The organism is Algoriphagus jejuensis, assembly GCF_039523455.1.
GTDB classification, from domain to species: domain Bacteria; phylum Bacteroidota; class Bacteroidia; order Cytophagales; family Cyclobacteriaceae; genus Algoriphagus; species Algoriphagus jejuensis.
This window is the reverse complement of the sequence record NZ_BAAAFI010000004.1, coordinates 51,123-77,200: the sequence shown is the minus strand read 5'-3', so window position 1 is coordinate 77,200 and position 26,078 is coordinate 51,123. Positions and strand designations below refer to the sequence as shown.

Here is a 26,078-nt window from a genome sequence, read left to right as displayed (position 1 = left end):
GATTTCTTTTTTAGAAAAAGGCCCATAAAAAATCATCCCTCACCTCCCACATTCACCCGAATCTCCTCTGCCAGTTCCTTCAGTCTTTCCTTTGCCTCGGGAGGGGAGAGGATGCGGATCTTGTCTGCCAGGCAGATCAGCCAGCGGATAAAGCCCTCCTGATGGGAAGTCATAAAGGTCATCTCGACCTGGTCTTCCATCCGCTTTTCCATCACAAAGCCTTGGTTGTACTTTTGCTCCCGCAGGTATTTTTCGCTGGAAAAGGGCATGGACAGGACGATTTGGATCAGGTTTTCCGCTGCGCGGACTCTGTCGATGTAGTCTTTCAGGGTGGGATGGGCTTGGGGATCGAAGGTTTCCTCGAGGATCTTCAGGCTGTTGATCCGATCCAGCCGAAAGGTGCGATAATCCTGCCTCAGCCGACACCAGGCGATCAGGTACCACTGCTCGAAGGCGTAGTAGGTGCCCACGCCCTCGACCGTCCTGTGGCTGGTCTTTTCCTCGTCAAAGGTCGTGTAGTTCATCTCCAGCAGTTTCTTGCTGCTCAGCGTGTCCAGGATCATCCGAAGGTGCTCGTCCTTGCCCTTTAGCTGGAGTTGGTTGCGGTTGCGGAAGACCGCGACCAAGGGAGAAAGCTGGTCGAGCCGGTCCTTTTCCGAGCTGCGAAGCACAGACTTGATCTTGAGCATGGCGGAGTGAAAATGCTCTGAGCTGCTGCGGTCGGAGAGTTTCTCAAAGATCTTCTCCGCCACCACAAAGGCCTGCGCCTCCTCCTGCGTGAACATCACCGGAGGCAGCCGATAGCCCTCGACCAGGGAATAGCCGATCCCCGCCTCACCGATGATGGGCACGCCGGCTTCCTCGAGCGCCCGTACATCCCGATAGACCGTTCGCAGGCTGATGGAGAAGCGGTCGGCGATCTCCTGCGCTTTGGTGACCCGCTTGGATTGGAGCTGGGTGAGGATGGCCGTCAGTCGGTCGATGCGGTTCATGGGGTGTCGGTTGGTAGCTGCAATGGTGTCAGTAAGGGAATTTCATATTTCAAAAGGGCAGAAAGACCGGAGTCGGAAGACCAGCCACGGCTGGAAGGCCGAAGTGGTTTGTTGATCTCCTTGGGGAACTTTCCCTTTTGCTCATAAATAATTCGATCTTTTTTCAGAAAGATGAAAAATACGAAAACCCTGCTGACATACTGTTGTCACTAGTCGGTAGTTTCTTTGAGTCATCATTAAAACCTAACCAAAAAAAAGATGGAAACTCAAACAAAAAACGAGACGCTGATCTCAAAAGAACAATTGCTGGCGCACTGGCAGGGACACCGGGCTTTGACCAGAAGGGTCATCGAGGCTTTTCCGGAAAAAGACCTTTTTAACTTTAGCATCGGCGGGATGCGGACCTTCGCCGTGATGGCCGCTGAGCTGCTGGCTATCGCAGGTCCGGGCGTAAAAGGGCTGGCGACGGATGAATGGAAGGAGCTGGACGAGAAAGATCCCTCACAGGGAAGCAAAGCCAAGTTGCTCGAATTTTGGGACAAGACGACCGCCGAAATCGACGAATTTTTTCCGCAAATCTCCGAGGGAAGGCTGCAGGAGACGATGCTGGCTTTTGGACAGTATGAGGACAAGGGCTACTGCACGTTGCTCTACTTCATCGACAACGAGATCCACCACCGTGGTCAGGGATATGTCTATCTGAGAGCTTTGGGGATTGCCCCGCCAAATTTCTGGGAAAGGTAAGTCAGTGATCAGCCCTTCGACAGGCTTAGAAAGCCTCGCAGTGATCAGCTGAAGTGCAGGTTTTTGGAATCTTTTCCAGTTCTTGAAGAATTTGGACGGTTTGTAGCAATCTGGGAGTGAGATTAGAATTCAACTGCGGTTTGATCAGCTATCAAAAAAGTATCGAGTAGCTGAAAGCATGTAAAAAGATTGGATCGGTACCGACTTCTCTTTGACTCGTGCGTGTACTCCCAGAAACGAATGCTTGGGGCATTTTTCATATAGGTCAAATGCCCAACGGTAAGCCAGGTGGGTATCGACACAGTTTGATGCTCAAATAGGATTGACTAGTACTTACTTTGACGTTACAGTTTTCAAAGGGAAAAATTGATGGCATCGAGCCTAAACTCGATGCCATTTTTGGTTTTGTAGGTTTTGGTTTTTACGATGTTCTGGAGGTACATTTTGTTTGATGTTTCTAGGACTCGGTTTCTCAATGGACTGATTTTCTTGCGTCCTGAATTCTGGCTATGAATCCTAGAGCATGATGCGGGTTAACAGCGCATCGGAAAAGTTGATTCTATCCCAGAAGACTAAGACCACCTTACTAATACCCCGGATTCTGATCGCTTTGATCCATGGCATCGTTGAAATTCAGCTCATCGATCGGAATCGGCCACAGGTAATGTTTATCGGCGATGGTGATACCTTTGTTTTTCATCACAAACTCTTGGGCTCTTCCGGTTCTTTTCAGATCGAGCCATCGCTTGCCCTCGAACTGGGTTTCATAGGCTTTTTCCTGAAGGATAAGATCCAGAAAGCTTTCGACCGAAAGGTCTGCCAAGACATAGTCCATTTCGGAAGCCGCCATCGGGTCTAGTCCATACGCCCGGCGCCGAACTTGATTGAATGCTTCCAAATTCGACTCGGTCAAACCCTCCGTTCGTACGGAAGCTTCCGCGTAGATCAGCAGCAGTTCCGAATAGCGATAGATCGGAATGTCATTCCCAGCGCCTGTGTTGTCCACAGCCTGAGATTCTGCATATTTTCCGTTGACGAGAGTAGAGTCTCCCAAGCCAAAATTAACCATTTGCCAAAGTCCTTTTCGCAAATCTCCGTCCTCCCATTCCTTATAAAAGGGATTCCTAGCATCTCCATAGTGGGCGTACGCTCCGCCAAAGTTGTAGAGTTTGGTGCTCGGGTGGTTCAAGATCCAAGGCAGTCCGCTTCCTTGACCGGTTTGTCTGGCAAATTTGAAGGCGAAGATTTCTTCGGTGGAAGAAATTAAAGCAGCCCCGAATATTTTTGCCCTGATTTCATCTACAGATGCGATTTTCACGAGTTGGAATGCGGCGGCGTCGATCACTTCCTGGGCTTTCGATTTTGCCATTTCATAGTTCTGCAGCTGGAGATAGACATCTGCCAAGAGCGTTTTTGCTGCCCATAGCGTTGGTCGTCCCGGTTCGGAAGGGGCAGTCGGAAGGTACATTTCTGCCTCGGATAGATCTGCCAGGATTAGTTCATAGACTTCCTCTGGGCTGCTCTTCGGTACGTCTTTTTCCTTGATATTTTGATCCGTACGAAGCGGAACTCCGCCCCAGTTTCTCACCAGATCAAAATATGTCAGCGCCCGTAAAAACTTTGCTTCTGCAGAGAAGGCGTTCATTTCCTCAGCGGTAAGCAGGTCACTTTGCGGGGCTTTTTCGATCACGATATTTGCATTTCGGATCCCCTGGTAGAAGCTGTTCCACCGAGCAGCGGCAGCGTTGGCGTTGGTTGGATTGAGCCCCTCGAAATCGTTGTACTGCGCACGGCTTCCACGCCCGTATCCCCAGTCAGTGTGCGCGCTCAGTACGGCAATCTGCTCAGATCTTACCATACGCAACGGGAAATAGATGGCATTGGTCGCAGCTTCAAAGTCAGATCGGCTCTGATAGAAATTTTCCGAAACGATGGTCTTTGGTTCTTCCTCTAAGAGACTTTCGCAGGAAGTTGCAACAAGTACGAACGCTAAGAATCCCGCGATCAAGTGTGAAGATTTCAATTTTCTATTGTTGTGGTACTTTTTCATGATGTGTTTTTTTGAGCGTTAAAAAGTTGCGTTGAGACCAATCGTATAGGATTTTGGGATTGGATAGCTGAAATGGTCGATGCCTAAACTGCCATCGCTTCCTTTGCTGTTTACCTCTGGATCCCACCAGGAATAGTTGGTAAACGTCAATAGATTTTGTCCGCTGGCGTAGACTCGGAGGCTTTGGAGGAATTTTCCCTGTGAATTTTTGAGGGGAAAATTATAGGCCAAGAGGATGTTTTTTAACCTCAGGTAGGAGCCATCTTCCACAAAGCGGTCGGACACTCGAGCTATAGAGCTGCGGCTGATTTTCGGATATTTCGCATCTGTATTCTGAGGAGTCCAATGATCGAGCAGTACCTCTTCAGGCATATTCAATCCTTGCCCGTAATCCATGGTGCTGGAGATGGCGCTGACGTTCATGATGTTGTTGCCTTTACTTCCCTGAAGGAAGAAATCGAGCTGGAATCCCTTATAGCTCATGTTGGAATTGAAGCCGTAGAAATAGTCGGGATTCGGATTTCCGATGTACGTTTTGTCGGCTTCGGAGATTTGACCATCGTTGTTCAAATCTTTGAACTTGATAGCACCGGTTTCGGTATATCCGTCCTCTTGATATCCCCAAAACTGTCCCAGTGGCTTTCCTTCTTCCATTATTGAAAAATTGTCCGCGACAGTGATCACGTTGATGTAGTTGGTCAGGATCGGTTGTCCATCATTTAGGCTGACTACCTGATTGCGGTTGAAAGAGAGATTTCCGTCAAGACTCCAGCGGAATTCAGAGGAGAAAATCTGCGCAAAGGCACTTAATTCGATCCCTTTGTTTTCGATCGAACCGACATTGGCTATCGTCGTGGTATAGCCAAATGAACTTGGTAGGCGAACGGTACTGAGCAGGTCGTCGGTGGTTTTGAGGTAGTAGTCAGCGCCCAAAACGATACGATCATTCCAAAATCCCAGATCCAAACCCAAGTCAAACTGCTCTGTGGTTTCCCATTTCAAATCACCGGGAAGCGTCGAACCCGGCGCAAGAAAATTGTATAGCTCATCTCCGAAGACAGTGTAACCGGGAAAAAGTCTGTTTAGCGTGGCATAGGGGTCAATTGCCTGAGATCCTGTCAGCCCCCAGCTGGTTCTTAGTTTTAGAGTGGAAATAGCGTCTTGGGACTTCATGAAGTTCTCTTCCGAGACCTTCCAGGCAATAGCTCCCGAGGGGAAATAGCCCCACTTATTTCCTTCACTATACTTGGAAGAGCCATCCGCACGGAATGAGGCCGTAAAAAGATATTTGTTGTCAAAGCCGTAATTCACTCTTCCCAAGTAGGAGAGCAATACTGAGTTCGCGTAGCCGGAGGTAGGGATTCCGGGTGTTTCGGCGGCTCCTAGGTTATCTGTTTCATAATTGTCGCTCAGGAAGCCTGCGCCACTGCCAGCCAGGTATTTGGTTGTGAAGTCCTGATAGGTAAATCCCGCCAAGACATTCAGCGAGTGCTTTTCGTTGAATACATCCGTGTAGGTGATTGTATTCTCATTCAGTCTGCTCAGATATTGACTCGTAGTTACGCTTGCATTTCCGTTGCTGTTGATGAAATCTTTACTTCGGTAGCTATCCGTACGGTCATCGCGATTTTCTATGCCTCCGGATATCTTGATCGTCAGTTCTGGAATGGGATTGTAGCTGATGGCGGCGTTGGCCAAGACGACATTTGCTGCGATCGTGGTGGTTTGCTCGTTGATAAAATAGAACGGATTGACTATATCGGGAGAGATGAAGGGGAAATCATCGGTTAGATTGTTGATTGACCCGTCGGCATTATAAGGATCTGAAAGGGGAGAAGCGACCAACGCGGCGCCGATCATACTCGCACCTCTCGATCCTCCCTCGCTATCCCTCCGTGCGGTAACCAACCTAGTCAGCGTACTGTTGAAATCCACTTTGAATTTGTCGCTGATCTGATGGTTGACGTTGGTCCTTAGCGAATACCGGTCATAGTCGGAGCCTTTGATAATCCCGTCTTGCTGAAAGATACTTCCGCCCACCAGAAATTGCGTAGCATCGCCCCCTCCCGAAATACTCAGAGAAGTGTTTTTAATCGGAGCATTTTGGAAAATCTCATCCTGCCAGTCTGTGCCCTCACCGAAGCCGTTGATCTCAGCCTCCGTGAAATAGGGCTCCAATCCATCATTTGTAGCTTGAATATTCATCAATTCCGCGTACTGTCTTCCATCCATCAGTTCTAGCTTCTTCCGTAAACTCTGCACGCTATACGCCGCATCAAATTCGACTACCGTTCCGGCGCCCCGCCCATTTTTGGTTGTGATCAGGACTACGCCATTGGCGCCTCTGGAACCATAGATGGCTGTTGCTGATGCGTCCTTGAGGATCTCTATGCTGGCGATGTCGGAGTTATTTAGGTTGGTTGGATTTCCCGAAAATGGAAACCCATCGATCACGTAGAGCGGATCGTTGTCCCCTTGGATGGAGTTTGCCCCACGGATTCTGACCGAGACTCCGCCACCCGGTGCGCCATTGTTCTGGATTACCTGAACACCGGCAGCCCGACCGTTGAGAGATTGGAGCACATTGGTAGTCGGAAAAGCATTCAATTCATCGGAATTCACTTGTGACACCGCACCGGTGAGGTCCGATTTCCGAGCTGAGCCGTAGCCGATCACTACCACTTCGTCCAGTTCCTGGTCATCGGTGGACAAAGTCACATCGATTGTGGTCTGATTATCGACTTTGATTTCCTTGGGCACAAAGCCCAGAAAAGAAAAAACCAGCACGGCCGCTGTTTGGTCTGCTGGTATGTTGATCGTGTATTTTCCCAACTCATCGGAAATCACTCCGGCGTTGGATCCCTTGCGTTGTATCGTCGCTCCCGGTAAGGGATTTCCGTCTGGGTCATTGACAGTTCCGGAGACTGTTATCTGGTCTGTTTGAATGGCAGGCGGAGGAATCGTATCTCTCAGCGGCACGGTGTCCTGAAGATAGTGTGGCGAAGTGCTTGCTGCCAAAGACGCTGAGGTAAGGCCCACAGACACACTTGCCAGAAAAATAAAGGTTGAAAGCTTTTTCATAGTTGGTCAGTTCAGAATGAAACAATCGAGACTTATGTCTCCGCACTGAAACCAACTACTATTCCGCTGGGATGACTTTGAGGCTCGTTGGGCCTTCATTCGCCCGTTTTAGCGATTTGGCGTCAGAAATGCCTGGGAACAGCATAGATTGAAAATGGTTGAATTGCCGAACGAGTCGACAATTTGTAGAACCTCGACCCCATTATTTACAAGGAAAGACATTGTACCTTATGCTGTCTCCCGAGAACCTTGTATACTTAGGCGGGATAAACAGCATCGAGGTAGTATCGGTCGTAAGTGGCATGAAAGCGGATAACAACAGGTGTTTGTCAACAGATAGCCAGAAGATGGAATCGGGCCTTCCTGACTAAGCCAAGTATGGGGAAAGTTATCATATACTAGGATGATTTACCTTTCTTTCCATCGGCAAACGAAAGGGAAATGCTCTCGAATCAATATCGATTGTCTGGACCGCAACAGGCGACGTGGCCTATAAAACTTAAATGATAAACACATGAACAGGAGAGATGTTCTATCTACGATTGGCGCACTTTCGGTCGGCCTGACCAGCAGCGCGATAGTGAAGGGGGATGTGCTGAAAAAGCCCTATAAAACTATCGATCGAAAGTTGGAAACCGACATATTGGTAATAGGAGGAGGCACGGCTGGATCCATAGCGGCTATTCAGGCAGGAAGGACTGGGCATCAGGTGACTTTGATAGAATGTCAAAGTCAGCTGGGTGGAACTGTTACCACAGCTGGCGTCGCCTTTCCGGGATTGTTTTTTGCCTGGGGCAAACAGGTGATCAGCGGCGTGGGGTGGGAACTGGTTCAGAGCGCAGTGCAGATGAATGGGGATTCTCTGCCAAATTTTTCCCTGCCTCACGGAAGAGAACACTGGAAGCATCAGATCAGGTTAAACGCATCTTTGTATGCATTGCTGTTGGAGGAAAAGTGTTTGGAGGCTGGAGTCAATGTTCGATATTATGAAACTCCAACTTCCCTTGTCTTTAAAGATGAGCACTGGTATGTGGAGACGGTAGGCAAAGGTGTGCGTGCTGAGATCAAGTGTAAGCAGATCATCGACTGTTCCGGCAATGCGATCGCTGCTTCAATCGCCGGATATAAGTTATTCAAAGAAAAAGTGACTCAGCCGGGAACCTTGATGTTCAGAATAGGAGGATATGATTTTGAAAGTTTGGACTTGGAAAGGCTCAAGATAGCCTATGAGATGGCGATTGATCGAGGAGAACTGATCAGAGGAGAGTTTCGTGGAGATATCATTGCGCTCCTTAAAGAGAAAGGCGATAACGTTCAACATATCGAGGGAGCAGATTCTACTACCTCAGAAACCCACACGGAGGCCAATATTAAAGGCAGAGAATCCTTGCTAAAACACCTTAGATTTCTGAAAAAGCAACCAGGTTTGGGAAATGTAAGGATAGAAGAGATGAGAACGGAAGCCGGCATACGCGAAACCTATAGAATCGATGGATTGTACAGGATCAGCTATGAGGACTACATTACCGGAAAGGTGTATCCCGATTCCATCGCTTATTCCTACTATCCTGTCGACCTACATACAGTGGAAGGAGTGGTGCCAGAACAATTGGCTGAGGGAGTAGTACCTACTATTCCATTTAGGTCAATGATTCCGAAAAACAGCAGGAATTTTATTGTTGCCGGAAGGAGCATTTGCAGCGATCAGCTGGCGAATTCGGGGCTTAGAGTGCAGGCATCGTGCATGGCAATGGGTCAGGCAGCTGGAGCGGCTGCGGCATTAGCCATTGAAAAGAAAGTGACTCCGTCAGACTTGCCGATAGGTGAGCTGAAAAAGTTGATCGAGATGCATGGTGGAATCGTTCCGCTGGGCAAGAAAACTTCCAAAGGCTAAACAAACCGGCAATGCATAGAGTCCTCGCACTTGCTTCATTGATCTTTATTTTATTAGTTACTACATCTGGCGTAGGATCAAATTCCGTCAGTCAGTTCAGAAATATTAAGTATCAGACTCAGCAGACGCTGGATTTCCCAGTGGCCCAGATCAACGACAGGGTGATTTATGATGGAGTGGAACAAAAAGACGTCACGCTTTATCAATATGTCTCAGAGGAAGGATTTCCTGTCTTCTATTCCAGAAACGTCCATACTGGAGTATGCTATGACAATCAATGCAAGCTGCTCAACATCACACTCTACTGGAATCCGACTGGGAGGTACCTCGGCTTTGAGCTCGTCGATAACGAATTTCTGAGTAAGGAGGACCATGTGCCGTTTACAGATGCCGAGTATGTGAGGCTAAATAAGCTGCTCTCCGACCCCGACCTTCCGCTCGGAGCTTTTACGTTTAATCAGATTGCAGCGAAAAGCAAGGCGTCACTCTACAAAGTGGATGGAGTCAGTGGTGCTACGGCCAAAGATGTCTTGGAATACGTTGTCCAAGGCTCCGCCTACACTACATTTACACTCTACGAGTTGGTGTATGGAGATACAAAAACAGAAGTGGAATCCTGGACTAATGAAGTCATGAACGATGCCTATCTCGAGAATGTCCTTACGAAGTCGCCTTACCAAGATCAACTTTGGGCGATCGATTTGATACATGGGAGGATTTTAGACTATCCAAGATCCAAGGAGATTGTTCTTGATTTGATGGGCGCTCCAGACTACAGTTTGGCGGAGAAATGCCTGAACAGTGTGGTGCCTGAGGATTTGACGGAGATCGAGTTCCAAAATAAACTGATCGATAAATTCCAATTTTTTGATTTTGGAATGAAGAGTAGGACGGTTGAGCTGCTGAAGGAGACAACTCAAATCTCCCTGGATGTTGTCTATAAACTCAATGCTTTTTTGCCTGATTTGGAGGTTCCTATAGTCTCTGGAGTTTTAGATGTTTTTCTGGAAAAAGGAATAGATGATCCTACTACTTTGCAGACAATAAAAGAAATAGCCAATTCTGAAAATCGGTATTTGGCAAAAAAAGCTGGGGACTATATGGACAGACTCGGTAATTGACTAGTCATGCGGGTGAGTAGCGGGAAGTCAAGATGTGTGGATGGAAAACAAAGAAGCCTTTGAATTTTCATCCAAAGGCTTTTAAATAAAGTCGGGGTGGCAGGATTCGAACCTACGACCTCCACATCCCAAATGTGGCGCGATACCGGGCTACGCTACACCCCGAGCTATTTTCTAAGATTTTCTCATTCGAAAATCAGCTTCATTCGCCGTTAAAGTTTCGGTGCCAAAGCCCCTTTTTCTAACGGCATGCAAACATAGCGATTTTAATTTTTAAGCAAAGAAAGACCTTGGAAAAACCGCCAATTTTTTTTCAAAGCGCTAAAAATCACAGGAATAAAATTCCTACTTGTCGACAATTTTAAATAAATACGTAGAAATTACGTATAAATACTTATTTTCAGCTATATTTAAGGACGTTTTGAAAATCTCAATGGTATCCTTCAACGCTGCATTCACTCATATCAAGCTTCACGCCGAAGACCTGTCGCCGATCAATCTACGGCTGGAGTCTTCGTTGGGATATTACCTGGCAGAGGATGTTTATGCGCCGATTTCGATCCCATCATTTCGCCAATCGGCGATGGACGGCTATGCAATCAAGTATGGTCAAGCTGAGGTGTATGAAGTGGTGGGAGAGAGCAAGGCGGGAGATTTTCAGGAGTATGAGCTGGCGGGCAATCGAGCCGTCAGGATTCTAACCGGCGCCAGAGTTCCTGATCTGGCCGATACTGTGGTGATTCAGGAAAATATTCATAAAACTGGTTCTGAGATCCGGATTCAGCATATGCCGAAGCCTTTTGCCAATGTCAGATGCATAGGTGAACAGGTCAAAGCAGGTGAACTTATTGCAAGGAAGGGCACCAAAATCCAGGCGATGTTGCTTGGGTTTTTAGCGGGATTTGGAATCGAGGAGGTTTTAGTCATTAACAAACCCAAGATTGCCGTAATCGTCACCGGGAATGAACTGCAAGCTGCAGGTACATCCCTCAGGCCCGGTGGCGTTTACGAAACTAACGGAATCACGATCAAGACGATTTTGGCCGAGCAAGGCTTCCAAGTCGAGCGCGTGGACTATGTGAAAGACGAGAAATCCGCGACGGTTCTCTCCATCAAGAAAGCACTTGAAGCCGATGTGGTGCTGATATCCGGTGGCATTTCGGCTGGAGATTACGATTTTGTGAAAGCAGGATTGGAAGAAAATGTCGTCGAGGAGATTTTTTACCAGGTCAACCAAAAACCTGCCCGACCGCTTTGGTTTGGAAAAAAGGGAAAGACCCTGGTGTTTGGTTTGCCGGGAAATCCCGCCGCTATGGCTACCTGCATGCAGGTTTATGTGCTTCCCCTATTGCGCAAAATTACCTCCGGCGCAGAGATTTCTTTGAATTTAAAAAGAGGAATACTGGATGGCGAACTTCGAAATCCGAGCGGAAAAGCTCTTTTTCTAGCCGCAAACCACCACAACGGCCTTGTGAAAGTTTTCGAGAAACAGGCCTGCAATGTATTAGGCGCCTTCGCTCAAGGTAACGCGCTGGTTTTTGTAGATGAATCTGTTTCTATGCTGGCTTACGGAGATCCGGTGAAATATATCCCGATAAGCAATTCTTAATTTCAACGCTGCCCGAAGAAAAGATGAAGTCAGAATTGTCAGCATATATCCTCTGTGGAGGCAAAAGCTCCCGAATGGGAGAGGAGAAAGGGCTCGTGACCTTTCAGGGAAAATCCTTTCTCCAATGGATCTTGGAAGCGGTTTTTCCGGTCGTGAAAAATCCTGTTTTGGTAACCAAAAATCCGTCTTATGGGGTATTTCAGTTGCAGATGCTGCCCGACTTGATCGAGGACAAAGGCCCTGTGGGAGGAATTTTCACGGCTTTGGCACATGCCGACTCGGATTTGGTGCTCATCCTGAGCTGTGATATTCCCAAGATCACGGCAGAAGTGGTCTGCTTTCTGCTGGACAAAGCACGTCATGAGCCGACCAGAATCACTTTCCTTTCCGATGGAAAAAATGACTATCCCCTGATCGGAGTCTATCCCCAAAGTTGCCTGCCATTTTTCCAAAAATCAGTTTTAAACGGAGAGTTAAAACTCCGACAGTTGGTGGAAAGTCTGCCCCATCAGCGGGTTGAGTTGAACTCGGATGGGATTTCTTCCATTCAAAACATCAATACCAAAACAGAGCTCATCGGCCTGTCTTAAACCTATATTCATATGCGAAATTCATCCAAAAATGCACCACACCTCACGCTCATCGGCGCCGGTCCAGGCGATCCGGAGTTGCTGACACTCAAGGCAGTGAAGGCTCTTCAACAAGCCGAGGTGGTACTTTATGATGCATTGGTCAACGACGATATTCTTGATCTGGCAGAGAATGCCGTGAAGGTCTCCGTAGGCAAGCGCAAAGGTGCGCATTCCTTTACCCAGGACGAGATCAACCAACTGATTGTCACCTATGCGCATGAATTTGGGGCGGTGGTACGACTCAAAGGCGGGGACCCCTTTGTCTTTGGCAGAGGAAAAGAAGAGGAAGAATTCGCTGCCAAGCATGGAATCGAAACGACCGTGATTCCTGGAATTTCTTCCTGCATTGCAGTGCCGGCATCGATCGGAATCCCCGTCACCTATCGAGGTGCATCGGAGAGTTTTTGGGTGATCACCGGTACGACTAGCTCACACAAGCTATCTGATGACGTCGCTCTTGCCGCACAATCTACCGCAACGGTGGTGATCTTGATGGGCCTTTCGAAGCTGGAGGAGATCACCAAGATTTATAAAGGCCTGGGGAAATCCAATACGCCTATCGCCATCATCCAAAACGGCACGCGAATCGATCAGCGCGAAATCGTCGGTACGATCAAATCCATCGTCAAGCAGGCCAAGAAAGTAGCCCTCAAAGGTCCGGCAGTTTTGGTGATCGGTGAGGTGGTGAATTTTGCTGCGGTGAAGGAATTGGCCTCAGAGGATTTTGTTTCGGAAGATGAGTTCGTCTTTCAAAATTTGGATACATTCCCTTTTTGAGCAGGCTAAAGAGGGCTGGAGAATAGCAACACATTCATGGAGGATATCACGGCGAACATTACCATGCTTCGGGAAGCGAGCGCCGAAGCGGTGCTTCATGTGAGTCATTCAGAGACGATCCAGGCGATCGTTGAAAATAGGGTTCCGAAGGGCAATGTTTTTGAAGTTGCCAGAGTCGCCGGGCTTTTTGCAGTAAAAAACACTCCTCTGAACTTGCCCACTTCTCATCCCGTCCCGATAGAATTCACGGCGATTGAGTTTTTGATTCAGGACCTGGAAATTCTTGTTTCAGTCAAGGTAAAATCGGTTTGCAAGTCTGATCTCGAAATGCATGCGATGCACGGGGCTGCTGTCACTGCTTTGGCGATTTATGATATGCTCAAGTACATTGACAAAGGGATGAGCATCGGGCAGATTAAGATTCAGGAACAGCTTGTAGGCCATTTTAAATCCGAATTTCCAACCGCATTTCGTGCCGCAGTCGTAGTTTGCTCCAACGCGGTGGCAAAAGGCATCAAGCCCGATTCCGCCGGGCAGTTGATACTGGAAAAGCTTACTTCCCAACGGTGCGAAATCACATCCTACTGCATCATTCCCGATGATTTTGACCAAATCAGAACGCTTGCACGCAGTCTTTCGGCCGACAACCAACTCGTGATTTTTAGCGGAGGAACGGGGCTAGCAAAGACCGATTTGACCACGGAGGCCTTGGAGCCACTTCTCGGGCGCCGTATTCCCGGTATCGAAGAAGCGATACGAAGCTATGGACAAAGCCTGACGCCCCATGCGATGTTTTCCAGAAGCTTGGCGGGGATGATCGGAGATTGCCTGGTGCTGGCCATTCCGGGATCGACGCGCGGTGCCGGGGAGTCATTGGACGCGATTTTTCCGCAGATTCTTCATGTCTTTCCGGTCATGAAAGGGTCTGGAAGTAGGCTGGAAAGTTGATGTTTTTTGGATGATAATGTTGTCAGACTGAGCGGAGTCGAAGTCTTTTTCGAATTAAAGTTCGACATTGATCTGGTTTACATCTCCTCGACTCCGCTCGGAGTGACACTAATAACGTGCCCCTCCAGATAACCCGGCGTTTTTAATATTGGGATTTTCAGAAACCGACACGCAAAACTATTCCTCCTTCCAGGAATGCTTAAACAGAGTTGGCGTGACGATCAGCTGCACCCAGCCCCAGTTTTGCGTGCTAGCCGGCTGGATGCCACCCTTGATGCTGGCCATGCTTTCTGTGTCGAAAAACTGGGAATACCCGACATTCATCTTGATGTTTTTTGCAATGGTTTTTGAAAAAACCAAGTCCAACTCTGAGCCCAAATACTGACTTTGGTTGTCCTTCAATTCCCCGTTTGCGGAGAAGAAATGCAGGTACGCAGCGATGTTGGAATTTTCACCCGTGGAAATCACCGTGTTTGCATAGAAGTCATTTAGGCCGACGTTGTTCGCGTGGTTGCCGACATAGAAGAGATCCATATAGCCGTTAAATTTGTGATTGGTGCCGTAGAGGGGAAAGAACGATTTTTCCTTGGATTCGGCGGTCTGATCCGAGCCGCTCAAGGCCTCAAATCCCAGCATGAACGTGGTTTTTCCGGGCTTGTATCTAGCCTCCAACATGTATTGGTATGCATTCAGATCAGTTGTCGGCGTGGATTTTCCGGTTTGGAGATAGGCGGACCCTGTCATCGTAAATGCTGCGAGCGGAAAGGTGAAGTAGGTACCGGTAGTCTGTCGGTAGTAGACTCCATCGGGTTGCGGAGTAGATTCTTCCGTGAATTTCTGAAAGCCATTGTTCATAAAAAGGAAGCTGACAGATCCTTTTTCAAAGGTTTTCTTGGCATGCAGCATCTGCATCACTTTATAAGAATAGAAGCCATTTATCCCATAGCCAGATCCTTCGTTTTTTTGAGATTCTTGGTTGAAAGCGATGGCGAGGTCTGTCTTGAACCCATTCTTGGCATAGGTCAAGGTTGCTGCATCATGAAACCTGCCCTGCATCGTCCAGTCCACTTCTCCCAACATGCGCTGATCGTCGTACGAGAAGGTCTGTCGCCCGAGTTTCATAGACCAAGTGTCGGTAAACGAATAGCTCAACCAAGCCTGAAAGAGTGAAAATGAATTGTTTTCGTCATTGATTGCCAGCTGCCGGGTGTCGCCCCAAGTGCTCACGTCCTGCACACTGAAGTAAACTTTCAGCTTGGTGTCCGCATAGCCGAAATTGAGACGGGATCGCTGCGTGACAAAAGCCGCCGGGTCGGCACCCTCGGGGAGCGGACTGCCGTACCCATGGCGGTATTCAAAACGGGGCCGGATGTCGGCGTCCAGGGAGACGGATTGGGCATGGGCTTGGGCGACCAATAGGAATCCAAGACTGAAAAGGTAGAGCGTTTTTTTCATAACAGGTAGAATAGGTTGCCATGAAGGTAAGTATAAATACTTATTATTTTAAACTTAAATACGTAAAAAAATAAGTATTATCTAAACTGTGAAAATGATTGGTCTTGTTTTGGGATTGCAAATCCTCGGGTTCTACTTCGGAATTCCAAATTCGGAAGAGCGAGAAGAGCGGGGCCTTGGGCGGCGTCATTGCGAAGGGTTCCATGGGGTGTAGGGTTTCTATTTAGGACAAATACCCTGAAGCAATCTTTTTGGATGGAGTTGATTTTTTTGGAAATGGAATTACAAATTCCGAAGAATAGTAGAGGCTTTTGAGACAGCCTCAGCGTCCACGGAACCTCAAGCAAAAGGGCAATAGACTACGCCGAGGTAGGGACGGAAATCCCCGCAACCTAAATTTGGCGGGGCATCGCTGGCTAAAGCCGCATCCCAAGGGAATCAAGCCGAATCTTGGTATATGGCTTCGGAATTGCAAATCCGAACCTTTCGACTCCGCTCAAGGTCCCTGCGGCTCCGCTCAGGATGACAATCCCTATTCGGTCTGCGTCACAAAGGTCTTCTTGGCAAAGCTGGTTTTCGGAGCCTCGCACAGCGGACACTGGTAGCTATCCGGTAGACTTTTAAATGGCGTGTCTGGCTCGATTCCTTGAGCCGGTTCACCGTAGGCGCTGTCATAGACCGTCATGCAGTCCGTACATTGATAAACTTCTTTACTGACCAGATCTTTGGCTTTGGCAGGTTTCTCGGGAATGGATTTTTCCATTCCGAGTTGCTCAAAATAGATTTTACTCAATTCGATGAGCAACTCCGGCAGGTCGGTTTGGTCGACTTCCTGTACGTAGACCAAGTACTCCTGCGTGTTGGGATCGAAATTTTTGGCATGGAGCAGGTTGTAGGTGCTTCGTATCTCTATGCCTTCCAGCTCGATGGCAGGTTCGTTTTTTTCGATGATAACCGAGGTGAAATAGTAGGCTTTTTTGGTGTAGTCGGTGATCCCAAAAGTCAATCCATAGGTGCTGATGTCATGCTCGTCAAAGTAGGTGACGAGGTATTTCTTGAGGTCAATGGCCGACTTGCTGTTGACGGGTAGGTGCCAGTTTAGCTCCAGCATGGAGTGGCGGACGTTGATCCCGTATTTTCCGAGGAGTTTTTCCCATTCCAGCTTGTATTTTTCCACAATTCCTTTGATGATCAAAGACTTCCAGGGAGTGATGGAGATTTTTCCAATCATACAGTCCGAACAGAGGTCGCAGAGTGCCTTGAGAAATTCGATGTAATATTTGTTGTTTCTCCAATACAAGCCCATCCAATAGGTGTCGGAGCCGACCCGGTTGATGCCTTCGTAGTATGGAAAGGGGTAGAAGGGGACTTCCAGCGGCTGGTCGACCGTTCGGTTGTTGAGGTCGACCGCATCGTTGACGAGATCAAAGAGAAAGTCCACGGTTTCGGGTTCTTCCTGAAGAAGATCCTCGATCGCAGCCGCCACTTTGGCCAAATCCCAGCTATAGATCAGCGCCGGAAACATCTGGTTGATCTCCCAGTCTGGCAGTCTGACGAAGAGGTACCAGTAGTCTTCGTGTTCCGAGGCGATGAAATTCAAATGCCCGGTAAATAGCGGGACGAGTCGTTGTCGGGGATCGGTGATGTTGATCTTGAGCGTTGGCTGAATCCGGAATTGCTCCAGAATATAGAGGTAGCGGTCACCGGTCAACCAGGGCGTGTTTGGGAAAATGTCCGAAGAGACATACGAGGAGACGATGTTTTCGGCGCCTTCTTCTTCCGGAGAGATAATCTGGAATTTGTCCTGGGGGTCGATGTTGAATTCCCCGCCCTCCTTGACGAACAGGATGTCCTGTCTTGAGCCAAAGGAGATGGTGTTCAGTCCAGCCCCCTCGGCGATTTCGAGGATCTGCTTGAGCTCAGCGGGGGAAAGTACACCGCCCTTGACGACTACTCTGGAGAAGGTTTGCTTCATGTCTTACAATTTGATTTTCAACGGTCGCCCCGATATTCCAGGGGTTCAGGTCTTTCTATTTCATCCTATCACGAGGCCATTGGCTCATGCTCGACTTTCAGGCTTTCACCTTGGCGTTGCTGAGGATCTCCCTCACTTCGGTCTTGCAGCTGCCGCAACCCAATCCGGCGCCGGTTTGGGTACACAGGGCAGCAAACTCCGTGCATCCACCGGCGATCGCTTCCGTGATGTTTCCTTCCCCAACCCGGCTGCAGCTGCATACGAGTTTGCCGATGACAGGCCTGGTTTCGGAGGATCCCATCAACAGGGATTTTCGTTTTTCGGAGAGTTCGATCTTGTTTTCGATGAGACTTTTGAACTCGGCAAACTCACTTTTGTCTCCCATCAGCACCGCGCCGATCAGCAGGTCATCCTTGACGATGCACTTTTTGTAATATCTCCTGCTGAGATCTGTGAAGACAATCTCTTCGTAGCCTTCCTCATTCTCGGGCAGGAGGATGTCGCCGATGCTGCACAGCTCCAGATCTTTGAACTTGAGGATGTTCATCAGCACCGATCCGCTGTAGGTACTGCTGATGTCTCCGGCGATGAAGTTGGCCAGAATCGCCGCCTGTTCCTCCGCTGCGGAGGTGATTCCAAACAGCTGGTTTTCGAATTCAGCGATCTCACCGATGGCGAAAATATTGGGATAGTTGGTTTGTAGATGTTTGTTGACCTTGATGCCTCGGCTGCAAATGATGCCGTTTTCCTTGGCGATCTTGATGTTTGGCTGCGTACCGATCGCATAGACGATGGCATTGGCCTGAATGCTTTTTCCGCTTTTCAGCGTGATATTGAGGTTTTTGTTGACCTCGTCGTCAAATACCGTACTGACCTCGTTGTCGAAGTAGATGTGAATGCCGCGCTCCTGCACATCCAGCGCAAGGAGCTTGCTGGACACCAGATCGAGTTGCCGCTCCATCAGGCGCGAAGCACGCTGGACGATGGTGGTTTTTACATTCGTATGCTGCAGTGCGGCGGCAAGTTCCAATCCGAGCAATCCACCCCCGACGATGACCACATGCTGGACCTCTGAGGGCAGCTGGGTGGAGTCAAGGTAGTTTTTGAACTTGTCGGCGTCGCCCCGGCTGCGCATCGTGAACCGTCCCGGGAGATCCAGTTGGGCATCTTTGGGGATGAAAGCCCTGCTTCCTGTCGCGAGGATCAGTTTGTCATAGGAATGCTCCACGCCCTGACTGTCCCAGACTTTGCGGTTTTCGGGATCGATCTTTTCTATCGAAAGGTTGGTCTGAAGCGTGATTTTCAGCTTGCTGAGTTCCGTTTCTTTGATCTTCTGAAGTTGCTCCCAAGTGAGTTCCTCGGTCACATATTCCGGCAGCAGCACCCTGTTGTAAAAAGGGTGAGGCTCCTTGGAAAAGACATGAATCTCATCGCCCGAATTGTGCTCGCGGTAGTTTTGGATAAAGCGGAATGATGCCGCTCCAGCGCCGACGACGAGGATTTTCTCCTTCGGTTTCTGGTACTTGGTGACCGAGACGGTCGTAAACTTAAAGTCCGGCTCCTTGGATTGAGGATCTACCCGTGTGAAAGTAAGATTGTTGGCCCGGTTGAGGTCATTTTCCAATTGCTTTCCCCAGTGCATGGGCAGAAATACTACGCCGTTGCGGATGGCTTTGGAGATCTTCGCCCGAACACGGACTACGCCATTTTCGCTTTTGACCTCCACTACATCACCGTCTTTAACCTTGTAGATGTAGCCGTCAAGCTGACTGATCTCCAGGACAGGATGAGAATAGTGGGTGCGGAGCCGGGCGACTTTTCCGGTCTTGGTCATGGTGTGCCACTGGTCCCGGATTCGGCCGGTGGTCAGGACAAAGGGGTATTCGGCACTGATTTTTCCGGAGGTATTTTCGATTTGAGCCGGAATATTGAAGATTGCCTTTTGACTTGGAGTAAAGAATTTTTTGTCGGAAAACAGCCTTGGTGTGCCTGGATGGCGATATTCTGGTACGGGCCATTGGATGCTGCCTTCGTTTTTTAAGCGATCGTAGTTGAGGAAAGAGATGTCAATGTTGGTGCCCTTGGTCATCGCGCAGTATTCCTCATAGATCTCTTCGGCATTCGCGAAATTGAAGCCACGAAATCCCATCCTTTTTGCAAAATCACATAGAATCTCCACGTCTGGGCGGGCTTCGCCTGGAGGGTTGATGCCCTTGGCGAGGTAGGAAATCCTGCGCTCGGAGTTGGTCATGGTGCCTTCCTTTTCCAGCCAGCCCGCAGCGGGCAAGACCAGATCCGCGTAAGCCACTGTGTCGGATCGATGGGAGATATCCTGCACCACCACAAACTTGGCGTTGGCAAAGGCTTTCTCCACATTTCCCAGGTTTGGCAAGGAAACCATCGGGTTGGTGCAAATGACCCAAACAGCCTTCATCTCACCGCTTGCCAAGGCGTCAAACATCTCCGTAGCGGTGTAGCCGGGAGTGGGAGAGATCTGATCGACTCCCCAAAAATCCGCCACATCCTGTCTATGCTGAGGGTTTGCGAGGTCTTTGTGAACAGCCAACAGATTGGCCATACCGCCGACTTCGCGGCCGCCCATGGCGTTGGGCTGACCTGTTAGGGAAAATGGGCCGTTGCCAGGCTTGCCGATTTTACCGGTAACCAGGGAAAGATTGATCAAGGAAAAATTTTTGTCCGTTCCGATGGCACTTTGATTGAGTCCCATCGCCCACATGCTGATGAAGCCCTTGGCTTTGCCGATCAGTTCGCTGACTTCCTTGATTTCCTCTACCGTGATTCCGCAGAGTTTGGCGGCGTCTTTCAGGGAAGTTTCCATCACCTGCCTGCGGTAGCTTTCGTAGTTTTCAGTGTGGTTTTTCACAAAAGAGTCGTCAGCAAAACCCGTCTCGATCAGCCTCCGCCCGATGGCATTGTAAAGGATGATGTCCGTACCGGGAATGATTTGCAGGTGGAGGTCTCCAAAATTCGCCGAATCTGTCCTCCGGGGATCGACGACGATCACCTTGACGTTTGGGTTCTTTTCTTTGTGTTTTTCCAGCCTGCGAAAGAGAATCGGGTGGTTCCAGGCCGGGTTGGCGCCGGCAATCAGGAACACATCCGCCAGTTCGATGTCCTCGTAGGAGATCGGCACGGAGTCCTCGCCAAAGGTCTTTTTATAAGCCACCACCGCGGAGCTCATACAAAGCCGTGAGTTGGTGTCAATGTTGTTGGTACCGAGGAAACCTTTGGTTAGCTTATTTGCGATGTAGTATTCCTCGGTTAGGCACTGCCCGGAGATGTAGAAACCTACGCTGTTTGGGCCGTACTTGCGGATCAGCGATTTGAAAACGGCAGCTGCTCGATCCAGGCCTTCGTCCCAGGACACCCGCTCGCGGGGGTGGGAGCGGCTCCATCGCATCTCGGGATATAGAATTCGGTCTGAGATGTCATTTGCTACGTAATGGAGATTCATCCCTTTGGAGCAAAGCATGCCTGCGTTGACCGGGTGATTTGGGTCGCCCTCGACACTTACTTTCGCTTGGGGATTCACTTCTGCGATTATTCCGCAGCCAACACCACAATAGGAGCAAGTAGTTTTAAGTTTCTTTTTGGAATTCACAAGTAATAAAAGTTGGCCGGTCGAAGGGTAAAGAGAGGCACCTTCTCCGGTGGAGTTCACCAGGGAAGGTGCTGTTTTAATAAGGATAGTGATGCAATTTAATCCTCAAGGCGGATTAATTCAGGAGTTAATTGCTCCAATTCTTTCTTCGCAATTTTTTCATCCTCCAAGCTAAAGCGAATGATCAGCGTAGCGATGCCGGTCAAGACGATTAGCAGGCCGATTTGTAGGTATCCACTAGACACTGCCGCCGCTTCCGCTGCCGTTTGCGCTGCTTTGAGTGCTTCTGTGCTAAGGGCTTCATTTCCCTGGAGCGCCAGAGAACTTGCTTCTCCGGATTTATACTTTAGAAAAAGTGCCGTCATGAAGGCTCCGAAATTCCCACCTGCACCTACGATGCCGGAGATAGATCCGATCGCTTTTTTGTTGATGAATGGCACTACTGAGAAGGTGGCTCCCTCGGCCATCTGAACGGTGAGACTAAAGCCGATCAAAAGCGCAATGCCAAGATAGAGCGTAGTCGCGGTAGAGAAAAGCCCGAGCATCAAGCCTTCTGCGACGATGATGGCAGCCAGGAACCATACCCTTCCTTTCAGTCCGTTGGCTTTGCCGTATTTGTCGCCAAAAAAGCCACCGAGAGTTCTGGCAAAGATGTTCATCAACGCAAAGGAAAGTACCAGGTTTCCGGCGGTGATCCTACTTAATCCAAAGGTATTTTGTAAGTAGTCATCCATGGTACCATAAACCGTCAATTCTATTCCGAAACACGCTGCATACACGGCAAACAAAACCCAAACACGGAAGTCTTTGGCGGCTTCCAGAAAGCCGACGCTATCTTTTTTGTTTTTTGGTATTTTTTCGCCCCGTGCTACCAAGTCAGAGTAGTTGCCTGATGGAGTGTCTTGTGTGAAGAAGTAGTAAAGAAGGCCTGTCAAAAAGCAAACGAGGCCGATGATGACCATGGAATATCTCCAGGCGTCGGCTTCGGCGATGCCAAAAGCAATCACCAAAGCAGCCAAAAGCGGCATTCCGAGCCTATTGGCTCCGCCGCCAAGATTTCCCCAACCTGCAGACGTCGCATTGGCGGTTCCCACCACATTCGGCGCAAACATCAGGGACGTATGAACCTGGGTGATGACGAAAGAAGCACCTATAAAACCCGTAAGCAATCGACAGATGTAAAATTGCATCGGAGTGGTCACCAGTCCGCTTAGGATTACCGGGATAGAGCCCAATACCAGCAGCCAAGTATAGCAGATTCTCGGGCCATATTTGTCGCACAATTTCCCTATAAGTAGACGGGAAAAAATAGTCCCTGCGACAGCAAAAACCACCGAATTCCATTTTTGCTCAGCGGTAAGGCCCAAATCCCTCACCACGTCCGGCATAAAGGGGATGATGCCAAACCAGGCAAAAAAACAAATGAAAAACGCAAAAGAAGTGATCCAGAAAGTTCGGATCGGCACACTTTTAAAATCTCCGAGATTAAGGCGTGTGGCTTTGAGATGAGCTTGAGTTTTCATATTACTTATTTTTATCTAAGCTAAAAGTAAGTAATAATACGTATTTGTAGCAAGTATTACGTAATATATTTAGCTAAAAAATTTAAAAACCCACTTCTTTCTTGTAAAAATGGGTTTTTTGCTTTATGAAATACTTAGATAGGTACTAGATCAAATTCAGTTCCTTGGATTTTTGGGTCAATTCGATGAGGTTCTTGACGTTTAGTTTTTTCATCAAGTTGAATCGATGAACCTCAGCGGTGCGTCTGCTGATCTTGAGCGCTTCAGCGATTTCATTGTTTCCATTTCCATCGAGGATCAGGTCAAGTATTTGCTTTTCCCGGTTGGTGAGGATGGCAATCTCCTCAGACATGCTGACCGAAGTGGACTTTGCGGAGGATTTTCCTTTGACAAAGTTTTCGATGATGATCTGAGAAATGTCTCCCGAAAAATACTTACCACCTCCGGCTATGGAGTGGAGGGCTTTTAGAAATTCGGCTTTGGAGCTCCCTTTGAGCAGGTATCCGTCCGCGCCGGACTCGATGGACTCCACTACGTACTCTTCGGAGTCGTGCATGGATAATACCAGTTTTTTTACCTGAGGGTAGTCCTTTGTAAGATTTTTTACAACTTCAAGCCCGTTCATTTGAGGCATCCGAATATCCACGATCAGGAGATCTGGCTGTACTTGGGCGACTACTTTCAGCGCCTCATTGCCATCAGAGGCCTCCGCAATGACCTTGAATTCAGCCTCATTTTCGAGCAGGGACTTGATTCCGTCCCGGACGAGCTCATGATCATCCGCCAGTACTATTCGGGTTGGGTTCATCGTTTCTAAAGTTATTACTTAGTAAAGTAAGGGATTTTTACGTAATCAACGTCCGAATATTATATCAAAGGGACATTCAGCGTGACTTTGGTACCTTTTTCCGGAGCGGAGTTGATGAACAGGCGGCCGTTGATGTATTTGATCCGCTCCTGCATGAAAGTGAGACCCATGCCTCCGTCTTTGTCGGGCTTAGGTTTTAGCGTCTTTTTGTCAAAGCCCTTTCCATTATCATCCACGGTGATGCTGAGGATTTTTTCGCTGTGGGAGATCGTCACCAGAATAAGCGTGGATTCAGCGTATTTGATGGCGTTGTTGATGGCTTCCTGAGTGATTCGGTAGAGGTTGACCTCGACGAGTGAATCCAGGCGGCGGCTAAAGTCGGATTTGTTCATCAGGATGATGTCCTTGCCGGTGAGTTTGGTGAGTTCCTGGGTGAGTTCGGAAAGCGCCGGCACCAGTCCGTAATCCTTGAGCTCGGGAGGGGTGAGGTTGAAAGTCGCCGTTCTTACCCCTTTGATGATGTTGGAGGTGAGTTCTTTCAGTTTGTCGAGTTTGACTTGGGCTTTTTCCCCTTCACTTAAGTCAACGCTCTCCAGAAGGTACTTCAATCCTGTGAGCATTTGGCCGATGCCATCGTGGATGTCTTTGGCGATGCGGTTTTGCTCGTTTTCCTGATTTTCGATGATCTGTCGACTGATTGCATTTTGCTGAAGCATCTTTTCCTCAAAGCTCTCTTTGGTCAATTGCTCAACTTCCAGCTGCGCCTCTTTCCGCTTGGTGATGTCCATGCAGATGACGATCAGTTCGGGTTTTTCGCCGGCGTGGAAGGGGATCATTGAGAAGTCCAACCAAAGGTCCTGTCCGCTAGGCGTGGTGGCTTTCACCTCGCCTTGCCACCCTGATTTCTTGTTTTCAGCGATGATCCGGTCGAGCGTCTGACGCTCATTTTCCAGAGGCGTGAGTACATCCGATAGTCTTGCGTTGAGGTTGAACTTTTGAAATTTAAGGAGCTTGGCAAAACGATCACCGATGTGGGTGATGTGTCCATCCGGCGCAATTCGGGCAAAAAGCAGGATTTGATCCATCGCTTGGCTGAGGGCGCGAAGTTCCCGAACGGATTTTTCCTTGGCCTGACTGAGGACGTCAGCATCCTGGGCCATTTTGATCGCCTTTTTCTCCGCCTCCATCAGTACCCGAATGCTTGCCTTCATGGCTTTGGCCGAAGGCCAGAAGATGATCAAAAACTCAGCGAGCAAGACCAGCAGCGTGAAAAGTGTGATGATCAATTCAAGCTGCTCGAGATTTTCTACTTTTTCTTTTGCTTCGAAATCGTATCGATTGACGATTTCTTCCATTCGGGAGAGAAACCCGTTGCCGCTATCCAGTATTTCTTTGCCCAGGGAGTCTAGCAAGGCAGAATTGCCTGTATTTTCCTTCGAAAACTGAATCAGCGCATTGGTATTGGTGACGATGGATTCAAAGTGCGGCTGAATGCCGTCGAACATTTGCCGGATTTCAGGACTGTTTATAGGGGCGATGCCGAGTTTTTTGTCTCCCGACAGGAGTGCTTGATGGGCATTTTCCCAAGTGGTTTTGGTTACGAAAAGCGTGTCTTCCAGTGATCTTCGCACCATGTCGGAAGGCTCCAGCGTAAGCAACAAAACTTCCTTGCTGAGTTTTTGGCTGAGCATCCGCTGCCGACCGGCTACATTGACGAGTCGGCTGTCGTCCTCCTGATCGGCGAGATACTGACGAATCAGGATCTGGCTGGTGATCAGGGAAATGGCAATAGCGCCGAGTGCGATGATGTAGAGGCGTCGGAGTCGGTTAAAAGTGACTTGGTCGAGGGTGTTGGTATTCTCAGTCATTACTGTCGAAAAGTGCTTCTTGGATGATGCGAAGACTTTGGGAGGAGAAATTGAGTTGGAGGGCTTCTTTTTGGGCTTTTTCGGACATCTTACCCCAGGTTTTCCTCAGGATATCCTTGATCTTTTCAAACTCGTGTTTGGCAACAAAATCTTCCAAGTAGTGTTCCAAGAAAACCAGACACACGACATCTTCCAGAAGTTGCGTTTCGAAGTCTGTCTTTAGTTGTTTTTTTCGGATCAAAAATTTAACCCTGGAGATGAATGCCTCCTCAAAGTCAAGTTCAGTGAGAATCTTACCAGTGAGGTCAGCGTGCATTTTTTTCAGCTCTTCTCTCCAAGTAAGGTATCCGGTGCGATCCATGGGATATTCGGATCGTTGGATCTTCCATCTGCCGATGTGCTGCGCACGTGCCGCTATCTTCAGGTGTTCGGAAGCGTCAGGAGCGAACTCACCGAGCTTTTTGGTCATTCGGTGGGAGTAGAGCAATTCCTTGGGAAACGCTTTTCCTTTCCATACTTCCTTGGTGGGGTCTTCGGCGTTGATTTGGTCGATGGCTTGGATTGCTCGTTCGGATGGGGTCATTGGGTTGGGATTAATCAGCAAATCCAATATAGACATTTCCGTCTTCTACTTTGACCGGATAGGTTGCGATGCTGTAATCTTCCCCGTTCAAGTTGGATCCGTCTTCTAGGGAAAAAGTCTTTTTGTGCATCGGACAGGCCAGTTTTGGGATACCGCTGGCATCTCCTATCAACCCGCGAGAAAGGACCATTTCCATCTTGTGAGGGCATAGGTTTTGGCAGGCGTACCACTTGTTGGTTCTGGTGAAATGATAGACGGCGATTTGTCGCGAGTTGTGTTTGATACAGGCTCCGGCATTTTCCGGAAAGTCATTCACTGCTCCTACTCGGATCCAAGAGATGACGTCTGACTGCTGTACGGTTTGGTATAGGTTCACAATTTCTTCCATGATTTCTA

General features: G+C 48.7%; 18 protein-coding genes and 1 tRNA gene. 7 read left to right on the top strand and 12 right to left on the bottom strand.

The features are described 5' to 3' along the window. Positions 1–32: 32 nt before the first annotated feature. Positions 33–992, bottom strand: coding sequence for a helix-turn-helix transcriptional regulator (locus tag ABD031_RS05820; RefSeq protein ID WP_343849388.1), 960 nt, complete (start codon positions 990–992; stop codon positions 33–35). A 258-nt stretch (positions 993–1,250) separates the two neighbouring features. Between ABD031_RS05820 and ABD031_RS05815 the strand changes: the two genes are divergently transcribed. Next, entirely contained in the window at positions 1,251–1,736 is a 486-nt protein-coding gene (locus ABD031_RS05815) for a DinB family protein (protein WP_343849387.1), read from the top strand. 586 nt (positions 1,737–2,322) lie between these two features. On the opposite strand, the gene ABD031_RS05810 is transcribed toward ABD031_RS05815, so the two are convergent. Together ABD031_RS05810 and ABD031_RS05805 are read right to left on the bottom strand one after the other, a co-directional pair. After that, positions 2,323–3,786, bottom strand: a complete 1,464-nt coding sequence (locus ABD031_RS05810) for a RagB/SusD family nutrient uptake outer membrane protein (protein ID WP_343849385.1) — start codon at positions 3,784–3,786, stop codon at positions 2,323–2,325. 18 nt (positions 3,787–3,804) lie between these two features. Next, complete coding sequence (locus ABD031_RS05805; protein WP_343849383.1) at positions 3,805–6,867, bottom strand: SusC/RagA family TonB-linked outer membrane protein; 3,063 nt, start codon at positions 6,865–6,867, stop codon at positions 3,805–3,807. A 514-nt stretch (positions 6,868–7,381) separates the two neighbouring features. Here ABD031_RS05805 and ABD031_RS05800 point away from each other — a divergent pair. Then, entirely contained in the window at positions 7,382–8,761 is a 1,380-nt protein-coding gene (locus ABD031_RS05800; RefSeq protein WP_343849381.1) for an FAD-dependent oxidoreductase, read from the top strand. Positions 8,762–8,772: 11 nt separating this feature from the next. Next, positions 8,773–9,882, top strand: a complete 1,110-nt coding sequence (locus ABD031_RS05795) for a hypothetical protein (RefSeq protein ID WP_343849380.1) — start codon at positions 8,773–8,775, stop codon at positions 9,880–9,882. Positions 9,883–9,973: 91 nt separating this feature from the next. Here ABD031_RS05795 and ABD031_RS05790 read toward each other — a convergent pair. Next, positions 9,974–10,047 (bottom strand) — tRNA-Pro (locus tag ABD031_RS05790). Between the two features lie 268 nt (positions 10,048–10,315). Here ABD031_RS05790 and ABD031_RS05785 point away from each other — a divergent pair. The 4 genes from ABD031_RS05785 to moaCB are packed head-to-tail and all read left to right on the top strand — an operon-like array spanning position 10,316 to position 13,848. Then, positions 10,316–11,491 carry a molybdopterin molybdotransferase MoeA gene (locus tag ABD031_RS05785; RefSeq protein ID WP_343849378.1) on the top strand — a complete coding sequence of 392 codons (1,176 nt, stop codon included), beginning with the start codon at positions 10,316–10,318 and terminating at the stop codon, positions 11,489–11,491. Between the two features lie 23 nt (positions 11,492–11,514). Continuing rightward, entirely contained in the window at positions 11,515–12,081 is a 567-nt protein-coding gene (gene mobA / locus ABD031_RS05780) for a molybdenum cofactor guanylyltransferase (RefSeq protein WP_343849377.1), read from the top strand. Between the two features lie 12 nt (positions 12,082–12,093). Further along, positions 12,094–12,900, top strand: a complete 807-nt coding sequence (cobA, locus tag ABD031_RS05775; RefSeq protein WP_343849375.1) for a uroporphyrinogen-III C-methyltransferase — start codon at positions 12,094–12,096, stop codon at positions 12,898–12,900. Between the two features lie 36 nt (positions 12,901–12,936). Next, a complete protein-coding gene (gene moaCB, locus ABD031_RS05770; protein ID WP_343849373.1) occupies positions 12,937–13,848 on the top strand; it encodes a bifunctional molybdenum cofactor biosynthesis protein MoaC/MoaB in 912 nt (303 codons plus the stop codon). Positions 13,849–14,025: 177 nt separating this feature from the next. Here moaCB and ABD031_RS05765 read toward each other — a convergent pair whose 3' ends face one another. The 8 genes from ABD031_RS05765 to nirD form a co-directional block, all read right to left on the bottom strand. Then, entirely contained in the window at positions 14,026–15,303 is a 1,278-nt protein-coding gene (locus tag ABD031_RS05765; RefSeq protein ID WP_343849371.1) for an alginate export family protein, read from the bottom strand. 532 nt (positions 15,304–15,835) lie between these two features. Continuing rightward, entirely contained in the window at positions 15,836–17,278 is a 1,443-nt protein-coding gene (locus ABD031_RS05760; RefSeq protein WP_343849369.1) for a rubredoxin, read from the bottom strand. A 97-nt stretch (positions 17,279–17,375) separates the two neighbouring features. Beyond that, the gene (locus ABD031_RS05755) at positions 17,376–20,900 is read right to left on the bottom strand and encodes a molybdopterin-dependent oxidoreductase (protein WP_343849367.1); all 3,525 of its coding nucleotides are present in this window, start codon (positions 20,898–20,900) and stop codon (positions 17,376–17,378) included. Between the two features lie 98 nt (positions 20,901–20,998). Further along, positions 20,999–22,423, bottom strand: coding sequence for an MFS transporter (locus tag ABD031_RS05750; protein WP_343849365.1), 1,425 nt, complete (start codon positions 22,421–22,423; stop codon positions 20,999–21,001). A gap of 145 nt (positions 22,424–22,568) precedes the next feature. Beyond that, on the bottom strand, positions 22,569–23,231 hold the full coding sequence (locus ABD031_RS05745) for a response regulator (protein WP_343849363.1): 663 nt from the start codon (positions 23,229–23,231) through the stop codon (positions 22,569–22,571). A 59-nt stretch (positions 23,232–23,290) separates the two neighbouring features. Beyond that, complete coding sequence (locus ABD031_RS05740; protein WP_343849361.1) at positions 23,291–25,099, bottom strand: sensor histidine kinase; 1,809 nt, start codon at positions 25,097–25,099, stop codon at positions 23,291–23,293. Further along, the gene (locus ABD031_RS05735) at positions 25,092–25,682 is read right to left on the bottom strand and encodes a DUF4202 domain-containing protein (protein WP_343849359.1); all 591 of its coding nucleotides are present in this window, start codon (positions 25,680–25,682) and stop codon (positions 25,092–25,094) included. The genes ABD031_RS05740 and ABD031_RS05735 overlap by 8 nt, the downstream gene beginning before the upstream one ends. Positions 25,683–25,692: 10 nt before the next feature. Then, entirely contained in the window at positions 25,693–26,070 is a 378-nt protein-coding gene (gene nirD / locus ABD031_RS05730) for a nitrite reductase small subunit NirD (protein ID WP_343849357.1), read from the bottom strand. Between the last annotated feature and the right edge of the window lie 8 nt (positions 26,071–26,078).

Excerpts from the sequence above, each read along its gene's own strand:
- ABD031_RS05820 (WP_343849388.1), bottom strand. The coding sequence starts at position 992 with ATGAACCGCATCGACCGACTGACGGCCATCCTCACCCAGCTCCAATCC.
- ABD031_RS05815 (WP_343849387.1), top strand. The coding sequence starts at position 1,251 with ATGGAAACTCAAACAAAAAACGAGACGCTGATCTCAAAAGAACAATTG.
- ABD031_RS05810 (WP_343849385.1), bottom strand. The coding sequence starts at position 3,786 with ATGAAAAAGTACCACAACAATAGAAAATTGAAATCTTCACACTTGATC.
- ABD031_RS05805 (WP_343849383.1), bottom strand. The coding sequence starts at position 6,867 with ATGAAAAAGCTTTCAACCTTTATTTTTCTGGCAAGTGTGTCTGTGGGC.
- ABD031_RS05800 (WP_343849381.1), top strand. The coding sequence starts at position 7,382 with ATGAACAGGAGAGATGTTCTATCTACGATTGGCGCACTTTCGGTCGGC.
- ABD031_RS05795 (WP_343849380.1), top strand. The coding sequence starts at position 8,773 with ATGCATAGAGTCCTCGCACTTGCTTCATTGATCTTTATTTTATTAGTT.
- ABD031_RS05785 (WP_343849378.1), top strand. The coding sequence starts at position 10,316 with ATGGTATCCTTCAACGCTGCATTCACTCATATCAAGCTTCACGCCGAA.
- mobA (WP_343849377.1), top strand. The coding sequence starts at position 11,515 with ATGAAGTCAGAATTGTCAGCATATATCCTCTGTGGAGGCAAAAGCTCC.
- cobA (WP_343849375.1), top strand. The coding sequence starts at position 12,094 with ATGCGAAATTCATCCAAAAATGCACCACACCTCACGCTCATCGGCGCC.
- moaCB (WP_343849373.1), top strand. The coding sequence starts at position 12,937 with ATGGAGGATATCACGGCGAACATTACCATGCTTCGGGAAGCGAGCGCC.
- ABD031_RS05765 (WP_343849371.1), bottom strand. The coding sequence starts at position 15,303 with ATGAAAAAAACGCTCTACCTTTTCAGTCTTGGATTCCTATTGGTCGCC.
- ABD031_RS05760 (WP_343849369.1), bottom strand. The coding sequence starts at position 17,278 with ATGAAGCAAACCTTCTCCAGAGTAGTCGTCAAGGGCGGTGTACTTTCC.
- ABD031_RS05750 (WP_343849365.1), bottom strand. The coding sequence starts at position 22,423 with ATGAAAACTCAAGCTCATCTCAAAGCCACACGCCTTAATCTCGGAGAT.
- ABD031_RS05745 (WP_343849363.1), bottom strand. The coding sequence starts at position 23,231 with ATGAACCCAACCCGAATAGTACTGGCGGATGATCATGAGCTCGTCCGG.
- ABD031_RS05740 (WP_343849361.1), bottom strand. The coding sequence starts at position 25,099 with ATGACTGAGAATACCAACACCCTCGACCAAGTCACTTTTAACCGACTC.
- ABD031_RS05735 (WP_343849359.1), bottom strand. The coding sequence starts at position 25,682 with ATGACCCCATCCGAACGAGCAATCCAAGCCATCGACCAAATCAACGCC.
- nirD (WP_343849357.1), bottom strand. The coding sequence starts at position 26,070 with ATGGAAGAAATTGTGAACCTATACCAAACCGTACAGCAGTCAGACGTC.